9 protein-coding genes are annotated in these 10,084 nt (G+C 45.7%); 7 read left to right on the top strand and 2 right to left on the bottom strand.

All coding sequences use genetic code 11. The features are described 5' to 3' along the window. Window positions 1-185 precede the first annotated feature (185 nt). Window positions 186-1,046, top strand: a complete 861-nt coding sequence (locus ACO4R2_RS07160; protein WP_315092389.1) for a sigma-70 family RNA polymerase sigma factor — start codon at window positions 186-188, stop codon at window positions 1,044-1,046. Between the two features lie 156 nt (window positions 1,047-1,202). Here the strand turns inward: ACO4R2_RS07160 and ACO4R2_RS07155 are convergent, their stop codons facing one another. After that, window positions 1,203-1,385, bottom strand: a complete 183-nt coding sequence (locus tag ACO4R2_RS07155; protein WP_484769723.1) for a hypothetical protein — start codon at window positions 1,383-1,385, stop codon at window positions 1,203-1,205. Window positions 1,386-1,456: 71 nt separating this feature from the next. Next, entirely contained in the window at window positions 1,457-2,359 is a 903-nt protein-coding gene (locus ACO4R2_RS07150) for a DMT family transporter (RefSeq protein ID WP_484769722.1), read from the bottom strand. Window positions 2,360-2,533: 174 nt separating this feature from the next. Between ACO4R2_RS07150 and ACO4R2_RS07145 the strand changes: the two genes are divergently transcribed. The 6 genes from ACO4R2_RS07145 (at window position 2,534) to ACO4R2_RS07120 (ending at window position 9,901) form a co-directional block, all read left to right on the top strand. Further along, window positions 2,534-3,460 (top strand): dihydrodipicolinate synthase family protein, encoded by a 927-nt coding sequence (locus tag ACO4R2_RS07145; RefSeq protein ID WP_315092394.1) that lies wholly within the window; start codon window positions 2,534-2,536, stop codon window positions 3,458-3,460. 79 nt (window positions 3,461-3,539) lie between these two features. After that, complete coding sequence (locus ACO4R2_RS07140) at window positions 3,540-6,200, top strand: sodium:solute symporter family protein (RefSeq protein ID WP_484769721.1); 2,661 nt, start codon at window positions 3,540-3,542, stop codon at window positions 6,198-6,200. Window positions 6,201-6,209: 9 nt separating this feature from the next. Next, a complete protein-coding gene (locus ACO4R2_RS07135; RefSeq protein WP_484769720.1) occupies window positions 6,210-7,217 on the top strand; it encodes a hypothetical protein in 1,008 nt (335 codons plus the stop codon). Window positions 7,218-7,317: 100 nt separating this feature from the next. Then, a complete protein-coding gene (locus tag ACO4R2_RS07130) occupies window positions 7,318-8,496 on the top strand; it encodes a n-acyl-d-glucosamine 2-epimerase (protein ID WP_484769724.1) in 1,179 nt (392 codons plus the stop codon). A 133-nt stretch (window positions 8,497-8,629) separates the two neighbouring features. Beyond that, the gene (locus ACO4R2_RS07125; RefSeq protein ID WP_484769719.1) at window positions 8,630-9,076 is read left to right on the top strand and encodes a NanQ anomerase/TabA/YiaL family protein; all 447 of its coding nucleotides are present in this window, start codon (window positions 8,630-8,632) and stop codon (window positions 9,074-9,076) included. Window positions 9,077-9,172: 96 nt separating this feature from the next. Further along, window positions 9,173-9,901, top strand: coding sequence for a transposase (locus ACO4R2_RS07120; RefSeq protein WP_484769718.1), 729 nt, complete (start codon window positions 9,173-9,175; stop codon window positions 9,899-9,901). Window positions 9,902-10,084 lie beyond the last annotated feature (183 nt).

The following is a 10,084-nucleotide window of genomic DNA, read 5'->3' as shown; positions in this document are numbered from 1 at the left end:
GGTACTGTCCACAAGACGGGAGAGTAGGTCGCCGCCTTTTTTTAAATAAGAGACTTCTATCAGTTTATTCTGTAGAAGCCTCTTTTTTGCCTACAAGTGTGACTAGAGAAATATCTCAAAAATGCTTAAAATAGTGGCAAACTTCATTGGAAGTACTTAACTTTGCAAAGTTTTAGTAAGTGACTATGCGTCAATTAAAAATAAATAAAAGTATTACGAACCGCCAGAGTGCGGCTTTGGACAAGTATTTGGTTGAAATCGGCCGTGAGGAGCTTATTTCCACTGATGAAGAGGTAGAACTGGCACAGCGCATTCACAAAGGTGATCGCGAAGCATTAGAGAAATTAACTCGTGCAAATTTGCGTTTTGTTGTCAGTGTTGCAAAGCAGTACCAAAATCAGGGGCTTGCACTGAACGATTTGATTGACGAAGGTAACTTAGGTTTGATTAGGGCGGCACAGAAGTTTGATGAGACTCGAGGCTTCAAGTTTATCAGTTATGCTGTATGGTGGATTCGCCAAAGTATTCTGCAGGCTATTTCTGAGCAGAGTCGTATTGTGCGAATGCCGTTAAATCAGGTAGGATTTCAGAGCAAGCTGACGAAAGCTATTGTAAGTTTTGAGCAGCAGTTTGAACGTCGTCCTTCTGTACAAGAATTAGCTGACATTTTGGACACGGATGTTGATAAAGTTCGTGAAGCAATGGGTACTAATGGTAAGAAAGTTTCCGTGGATGCTCCTTTCCAAGATGATGATTCTAATTCGCTGATTGACATTATGACAGATGAGAGTGCACCTGGAACGGACAATCAGATGGAAAAAGAATCTCTTTCTGCCGATTTGGATTCAGCAATGCTGATATTGAATGATAGAGAGCGTCAAGTTTTGAAGATGCTTTTTGGTATTGGTCGCACTGAAATGACTGCGGAAGAAGTTGCTAATTCTCTCAACCTAACAAGAGAGCGTGTTCGTCAGATTAAGGAACGTGCACTTCGTCGTCTGCGTGAGGCAGATAATATTAAAATTTTGACCAAATATCTTGGATAAAGAAAGATATTACATGAGATACGGCATTGCAGAACTTTTCTGTAGTGCCGTTTTTTTGTACGGAAAAGAAAGGGACCTAATCAGAGTAACTGGATTTACTTACTCTGATAAATATCTATTACTGATAAGTCCTGTCGCTTATAGTCGTTGCTTTGCTTAGTCTCCCCATGAATGTTCGTTTTCTTCTTTAAGCCATTCTTTTCTTGTGTCACCAGCACCTTCGCCAGCTCCAATATTGCCGGCATTTCCGCTGAGCTCTTGTAATAGTCCTGCAGCAACATAGATGATTTCGCCTGCAGGCTTTACATATTCACGCTTATTTGTTTTATAATTCTCCATAGTGAACATTATTATATGGGCAAATATACATCTTTTGTTGAATATAATGCGTAATTGTATTTCAAAAGTGATTAAGTTTTTGGTTTTTGGGGACCCCTTGTAACGAGGTAAGCTCCGAGGATGACAAGGAGAGCGGAAATGGGCTTGTCGAGGGAAAAATAATCCTGCTTCATAAAGATAGCGGCCGTGGCAGCAACGACGGGTTGGAGATTCATGTAGATGCTGACGGTGGTGGCGGGGAGGCTCTTCATTCCGAAAGGCAGGAGGAAGAATGCAAGGACGGTAGAGAAGAGAATGACAAAGGCGAGGACACCGATGACGCTTGTGCTTGGTGAGCCAACGTACATGGCCTGCGACGGAAACTGATAGAGACCGATGGGGAAAAGAGCGATGCCCGAGAAGAGGAACGTCCATTTCATTTGTGTCGTGGCAGAATAACGCTCCGATATGCCACCCATAATAATGTAGTAGATAGCTATGGACAGACCGCCAAGTAGTGCTAAGCAAATGCCGAGCACATCGTTTGCCCCAGCAATGGCCGACTGGCCTTTGAGTATCATCAGCAGTGCGCCGCCCAGTGCGAGCACCACGCCAATGAGTTTCTGTGTCGTAATACGTTCGTGCTGAAAGATAGCCCCCAGCAAGAGTGAAATAATAGGGGTGCAGGCCAAGGCTATAGCTGTATAGACAGCACAGGTATAGTTGAGACTCAGAACAGTGAAGTATTGCGAAAGTACAAAACCCAATTGCGCTCCGATAAGGATAGTCCAAAGTTCGCGTCCCGACACATTCTCTTTCCGAACGAAGAAAGAAATCAACCAGAAAATCAGCATGGCGAAGAAAGAGCGAACGGCCAACAAACTGACAGGTTCTAACCATCCGTCGCTAAGAATTTTCATGAACGGCACTGTCAGTCCGAAGATGACATTGACTGCAAGGATAGACAGATGGCCGCTAATAGAATTTTTAGTCATTGGTAAAACAAAATTAGGATTGAAAGTGCAAAAATAAGAAAACCTACCGAAGCATCGGAGTGAAGTAGGAGAAAGTCAACAGATTATATGGAAAACGGGAAAAACACCCTTATAGAAATCGTCTTTTTATAAAATATCCGTAATTTTGTGAGCACATAAGAAATTAACACCTTTATGAAATTCGAAAAAATCAAGGGGCTTATCGACGCTCCCTTTACCCCGTTCTTGCCTAATGGTGAAGTAAACTATGACATCATCCCTCAATATGCTGCTCTCTTAGCGCGCAATGGGTTGAAAGGCGTTTTTATCAATGGTTCTTCGGGCGAAGGCTATATGCTGACCGAAGAAGAGCGCATGCAGCTGGCTGAAGCCTGGGTAAAGGCCGTTCCTGCTGATTTCAAAGTCATTGTTCATGTAGGTTCAACTATGGTTAAGAGTAGCCGTCGCTTGGCCGAACACGCACAAAAGATAGGGGCGTGGGGCATTGGAGCTATGGCAACTCCGTTCCCCCGTATCGGACGGATTGAAGAGTTAGTGAAATATTGCGAAGAGATTGCAGCTGGTGCGCCCAATCTGCCTTTCTTCTTCTATCACATTCCCGCTTTCAACGGTTGTTTCCTTTCTATGTACGATTTTCTGAAAGCCATTGACGAAAGCGGCCGTATCCCCAATTTTGCAGGTATCAAGTACACGTTTGAAAGTATGTACGAATACAATCGTTGCTTGCGCTATAAGAACAATAAGTACGATATGCTCCACGGTCAGGACGAAACCATTCTGCCGTGTCTGGCTATGGGCGGCGCGCAAGGCGGCATAGGCGGTACAACCAACTATAACGGCCGTTGCCTCGTAGGCATTCAGAAAGCTTGGGAAGAGGGCGATCTCGAAAAAGCACGTGAGTTGCAGAACTACGCCCAAGATGTCATCGATATTATCTGCCATTTCCGTGGCAACATTGTAGGCGGAAAGCGCATTATGAAGCTCATAGGCTTGGATCTTGGTAAGAACCGCACGCCTTTCCAAAATGTTACGGACGAGGAAGAACTGCAGTTGAAGAAAGAACTTGAAGCCATCAATTTCTTTGAGCATTGTAATAAATAATTAGAAAGTCCCCTCCATCTTCCCCATAAGGGGACTTCCTGTTTCAAGCAGGAAGCCCTCTTTTTCTTTTATCATCATTATGAAACGATACCGATTACTTATCCTCCTCCTTATTCTGCCGTTGACCCTGCTGGCTCAACAGAAGGAAGAAAAGCAATTCAATGATGTCCGTTTTGAGGCGGTGCAACCTCTCTTTAATACGTCCACTGAAGGTCTTTCAGGCCATTTTGCAGGACTTAGTGAAAATTATCTATTAGTGGCTGGTGGCTGCAATTTTCCAGAAGTTCCCGCAGCTTTGGGAGGAGCTAAGAAATACTACGATATTGTGCTGGCCTTGGCTGCTCCTTTGAGTGGAAAACAGTGGGTGAATGTTGGCCGTTTACCTAAGCCGTTGGCCTATGGTGTGAGTATCTCCACGCCCGAAGGTGTGGTTTGCATCGGCGGCACACAGGACGGAAAAGTTAGTGAGAAAAGTGTCTTTCTGCTTCAGATGCAGAAAGGGAAACTTTCCATAAAGACTTTACCTGATCTGCCTATAGGGCTCGACCAAATGGCGGGCGCATTCGGCGATGGGTATATCTATGTGGCTGGCGGTCAAACGAATGGTCGTCCTTCCAATAAAGCTTTCCGTCTTTCGATGGGGCATACCAATCAGGGTTGGGAAGAACTGCCCAATCTGCCAGGAGCTGGGCGTGTGCAGTCCTGTGGTGCTGTTCAGAATGGAGCACTTGGTCCTCTTTTCTATGTCTTTGGCGGTTTCGACCCTACTACCAATCTCATTGCCGATAATGGTTTGGTATACAATCCCAAACGCAATACATGGGAAACTACTTCGCCCATCTTGCCCGAGGGAGCAAGCAGTCCGCAAGCCCTTGTTGGTGCACAAGCCGTGGTGAGTGGTAGCGGACACATTCTCTTCTTTGGCGGCGTCAATAGAGAAATCTTCCAACAAGCCATTCAGCGTGGTAAGCAACTGGCGGAGCATCCGAGTGCAACTCTAAAAGAGGCACAAACCCAGTATATGTTGCGCCCCGCAGCATGGTATCAGTTCAATGACCATATCTTGGTGTATCAAACCATCACCGATTCCTGGGCACGTGTCTTTCAGAATCCCCGCATTGCGCGGGCTGGAGCAGCCGTTGTGCCTTTCCGCGACGGCAATGGGCAGCAACATTGGATTGTTGTAGACGGCGAATCGAAACCGGGCATACGTAGCGCGGATGTTACAGCCGTTACGATGACCTATACAGCCCGCTTCGGTTGGCTCAACTGGGCCGTACTCATCGCTTATCTTATAGCGATGATCGCTTTGGGCTTCTATTTCATGCGTCGCCAAAAGGGTGGCGAGGACTTCTTCAAGGGCGGTGGCCGCATCCCTTGGTGGGCAGCAGGTATCAGTATCTTTGCCACCATGCTCTCAGCTATCACCTATATGAGTATCCCAGCCAAGGCTTACGCCACTGATTGGACCTACTATCCGATGCAGATTTGTATTCTGCTCATCAGTTTCCCCGTTATCAAGTATTTCCTCCCATTCTTCCGTCGGCTTAATGTGACAACGGCTTACGAGTATCTGGAGCGCCGCTTCAACTATACGACACGCCTCTTGGCCAGTCTCTTGTTCATCGTCTTTATGGTGGCTCGCACAGCATTGGTTTTGTTCTTGCCGAGCTTGGCTATGACAGCCGTGACAGGTATCAATATCTACATTTGCATTGTCCTCATGGCCGCTATCACTATTGTGTATTGCACTATGGGCGGTGTGGAAGCCGTTGTGTGGGGCGATGTGATTCAAGGCATTATCCTTGTAGGTGGCGCATTCTTGGCCGCGGGCTATCTCATTGTGAACACGGGACAAGGCGCAGATGATTTCTTCCGCTTGGCTTGGGACAATGATAAGTTCCGCCTTTTCGATTGGTCTTTTGACTATCGCAACGCTTGTTTCTGGGTGGTTATCTTAGGCGGTTTGGCCAACAATCTGATTTCTTATACCAGCGATCAAACCGTTATTCAGCGCTATCTCACGACGAAAGACGAACGCAGTGCAGCCCGCGGTATCTTGACAAACGGCTTGATGAGTGTGTTTGTCACCATCGCATTCTTCACCATCGGTACAGGCCTCTATACGTTCTTTAAGACCCACCCAGCGGCCATGGACATGACGATGGCTAAGACTGACGCTATCTTCCCGTTCTTTATGATGAGCCAGTTGCCCGCTGGTCTTGCCGGCCTGCTCATTGCTGCTGTCTTTGCTGCTACGATGAGCACGATAGCCTCCAATATCAACTCCGTGTCAACGGCTTTCACTATCGACCTCTACAAGAAACTCTATCCCTCGCTCAGTTCCTCGACTACGTTGCGTGTAGCTCGTGTGGCTGGCGTGGTTACAGGGGTGGTGGGTATGCTCATCGCCATCTTGATGGCCACGGTAAATATTCAATCGCTGCTCGACTACTTCAACACCATCCTTGGCCTGCTAAGCGGTGGCATTGGAGGCCTTTTCCTCATGGGTATCTTCTTCCCGCGCATCGGTGCTCGCGCCGCGCTCATCGGTTTCCTATGCGGAACGGCTGCCGTGTTCTATATGAATTTCCTCACCTCCGTCAATTTCTTGCTCTTCGGCTTTGTGTCGATGGGTGTTTCGGTGTTGGTGGCTTATATCCTAAGTTTCCTCTTCCCTGAAAGCAATACGCTGGTGGGTTTGACTTGGAAAACATTAGATAAATCTGTAAAATCTTAAATATTTCTTATGATGAAAAAAGTTTTCTTTACTTTGTTCGCTCTCTTGTCCCTGACCACTTATGCGCAGGAGGCAACCGCAGATTCCACTGTGGATGTTGTGGCTTATTTTGCTAAGAACGACAGTGTCAAATACACTTATGTTCATAACGAGTTTCGTGTGAATGAAAAGAATGATACTGTCAATACGGTACACTATTGGCGCGATTTCCAATTGGTGGTGACCGACTCTACAAAGGATGGGTACACGCTGGAATATACCTTGCTTGATTTCAACAAGCCCGACTCCTCATCGGTCGATTTCAAGGCACAGTTGCAGGCTTTCATTTTTGGAAAACTGAAAGGCTTGAAGCTGAATTTCAAGCTGAATGAGTTTGGTGAAGTTCAGAAGCTTGAAAACTGGAAGGATGTGGCTCAACGCTGCAAGGACTTGCCTCAAGAAGTGGGCTCTATGCTCTTTGAGAAGCATCCCGAAGTGGCAAAACTGCTAAATAAGAAAGCTATCGAAAGTCTCTTGAAAGCTGCAGTAGGCGACGAGGAATCGGTGCGCGGATTCCTTCCAGAAATGGAATCTCTTTTCAAAAATCATGGTAGTTCCTTTAGTTTTGGAAAGCGACAAATTCCTCGTGATGCAGAAAAGACGGAAGGATTTAGTTCTGAGTCTACAGTTACGGCCGACACTATTGCTGCGGATGAAGATGATGAGTTTGGTGGTTATTTTGTTCTCTATGAAGGAACGGCCACTATGCCAGGTGAGGGACTTGCTTCACTTATTACCGATATAGCTTCTTCTGTTGGTACTGAAAAGTTGTCTGATCAAGCGGATAAGGCCTCTAACCAACTTGATATTAAGAATATGCGTCTTTCCGAGCAGAACTATTTCGAGTATTTCTGGAAGGGGTGGCCCAAAGAGATCGAGATAGACAAGGATATACTTATTCAGCCTAAAGGGCAAAAACAATATCGCCCAGCCAAGTTGGTTCAAGAAAAAATAACGTGGGCAGAAGCTAATATGTAATTCAGTAAAAAAAGTCTGCCACCAGTCCCTTTATCGCCAAAAAGAAAAGGGTATCTCTTACCGAGAGAATACGGCAGACTTTCTAACAAATTTAGATATGATAAATTTCAAAACATTGGCGGAGCAGTATAAGAGTGAACTGCTCGATAAGGTCGTTCCTTTTTGGCTTGACAAGTCACAAGACCATGAGTTTGGCGGTTATTTCACTTGTCTCGACCGCGACGGTTCAGTCTACGATACGGACAAATTCATCTGGCTGCAAGGCCGCGAGGTGTGGATGTTTGCTAAACTCTATAACGAAGTAGAACATAAGCAAGAATGGTTGGATTGCGCTGTTCAGGGGGCAGAATTTCTGAAGAAATACGGCCATGATGGCCAGCTGAACTGGTATTTCGCCCTCGACCGTGAGGGACAGCCGCTCGTAGAGCCTTACAACATTTTCTCCTATACCTTTGCTGTCATCGCTTTTGGTCAGTTGGCCATCGCAACGGGCAATAAAGAGTATGAGGAGATTGCGCGCAAAACTTTCGACATCGTCCTCTCACGCGTGGACAATCCAAAGGCTCGCTGGAATAAGGCCGTTCCTGGCTCACGCAGCTTAAAGACGTTCGACCTTCCCATGATTTTGTGTAATGTTGCATTGGAGATTGAGCCTTTGTTAGAACCCAAGTTCCTGCATCAGACCATTGACACCTGCCTGCACGAAGTGCTCGATGTTTTCTATCGTCCAGAACTCGGCTTGGTGGTTGAGGCTTTGGGAAAGGATGGAGAACTTGTTGATAGTTTCGATGGACGCAAACTCAATCCCGGCCATGCCATCGAATCAACGTGGTTTATTATGGACTTAGGGAAGCGTCTAAACCGCCCCGATCTCATAGAAAAAGCCGTTGAAATCAGTCTTGCCGAAGTGGAATATGGTTGGGACGAGCAGTACGGCGGTATCTTCTATTTCATGGATCGTTTGGGCAAACCGCGCCATGAGTTAGAGTTCGACCAAAAACTATGGTGGGTACATATCGAAACGCTCATCTCCATGCTCAAAGGGTATCAGCTCACGGGCAACCCTAAGTGTCTCGAATGGTTCGAGCGTGTACACGACTACACATGGAAGCATTTTGCCGACCCCGACTATCCTGAATGGTATGGCTATCTGAATCGCCGTGGCGAAGTCCTGCTGCCGCTCAAGGGCGGTAAGTGGAAAGGCTGCTTCCACGTTCCCCGTGGTCTCTTCAACTGCTGGAAGATGCTGGAAGAACTGAGTAATCGCGAACAGAAATAATAAGGCGAAAAGTCCCTCCATCGCCTCCACACTTCAGAGTTGCTTCGTTGCCATTTTTTAGGACACGCTGCACATTTCTCCGAATGGGGCAGGTGGAGGGATTTTCGGAATCACCATCTTTTCTTTTATCATTATGATTTTATCCACTGTATCCGATGCAGAACGCTACTACGCGTTGCATCCGCTACTGAAAAAACTCTTCGACTATGTGCGCTTACACGATCTCTCAAAGGTGGAGACGGGGCGTATCGAACTGCAAGGTAGCGACCTCTTCATAAATGTTAGCGATGCCACACTCAAGACGCGTGAAGAGCAGAAGCTGGAAGTGCATCGGGCTTATATGGACGTCCACTTCCCTCTAAGCGGTGTGGAAGAAATTGGTATCAGTCCACTCAGAGCACTCGGACAAAGCGATGCGCCTTTCAATGAGGCAGAAGACTTTGCTCTCTATTCAGCTCCGGCAGAAACCTACTTCCAGGTGCAACCAGGTGAGTTCTGTCTCGTTTATCCAGAAGACGCTCATGCGCCTATCATTGGGCAAGGCCAACTTCGCAAACTGATTGCTAAGGTGCGTCTCTAATATCCATCTTCCCAATTATCCGAAAGACTGCAGCGGCTCGTGCTTCTGCGGTCTTTCTGTGTTTGAGAAATAATAGAGCATCCTGAGCTCACTCCCATGGAGTTGTCCGTCCTTTTATTGGAAGAGAGTCAGATATTCGTTTCTGAGTCAAGCTTTTATCGTATTCTGCATGAAAGAGGTCTATTGGAACGTATGGAGTATGATTTCGTCCTTGCAGGCGATGAGTTCCATCATAAGACTAAATTCGCTAATGAGATGTGGCAGACCGATTTTACCTATTTCAAAGTCAAGGATTGGGGCTGGTATTATCTCTCTACGGTAATTGATGACTACAGCAGGTATATTATCCATTGGGAGTTATGTTCGAGTATGACTTCTGATGATGTATCCAGAACAATAGATAAAGCAATTGAGAAGGCAGGAGTTACATTCCAGAATCCTCCTTGTCTGTTATCAGATAATGGACCATGTTATATTGCTTCCTCTCTCAAACAATATCTCTGTAAGGAATATAATATCAAGCATATCCATGGCAAACCATTCCATCCGCAGACGCAAGGAAAGATAGAACGATATCATCGATCAATGAAGAATGTGATAAAACTAAATCATCATTTCTGTCCCTCTGAATTAGAAAAGGCCATTGATGGGTGGGTGAAATACTATAATGAGAGCAGATTTCATGAATCGTTGGATAATCTTACACCAAGAGAGGTATATTTAGGCCAAGGGGAGAAAATTAAAAGGATAAGAGAAACAATAAAGCAAAATTCAATCAACAAAAGAATTTCTGAGAATAAAAGAATGATATTACAGCATAAATAACAACATTTGCAGTTGTGCACTTTTGTTTGACAACGTACAAATATGTTTGCCTCTAAAAAATATAGTGATTGCGAATAAATCATTCCAAAAAATCATTTGCTTTTATGCCTGATGAACCTTATTCTCCGAGACTTCTATATAGGTCTACGACACAGGAAAGCTGCTGTTGGCGTGTTTCAAGCA

It is taken from the genome of Alloprevotella sp., from assembly GCF_057240785.1.
This window is presented reverse-complemented; position numbering and strand designations above follow the sequence as displayed.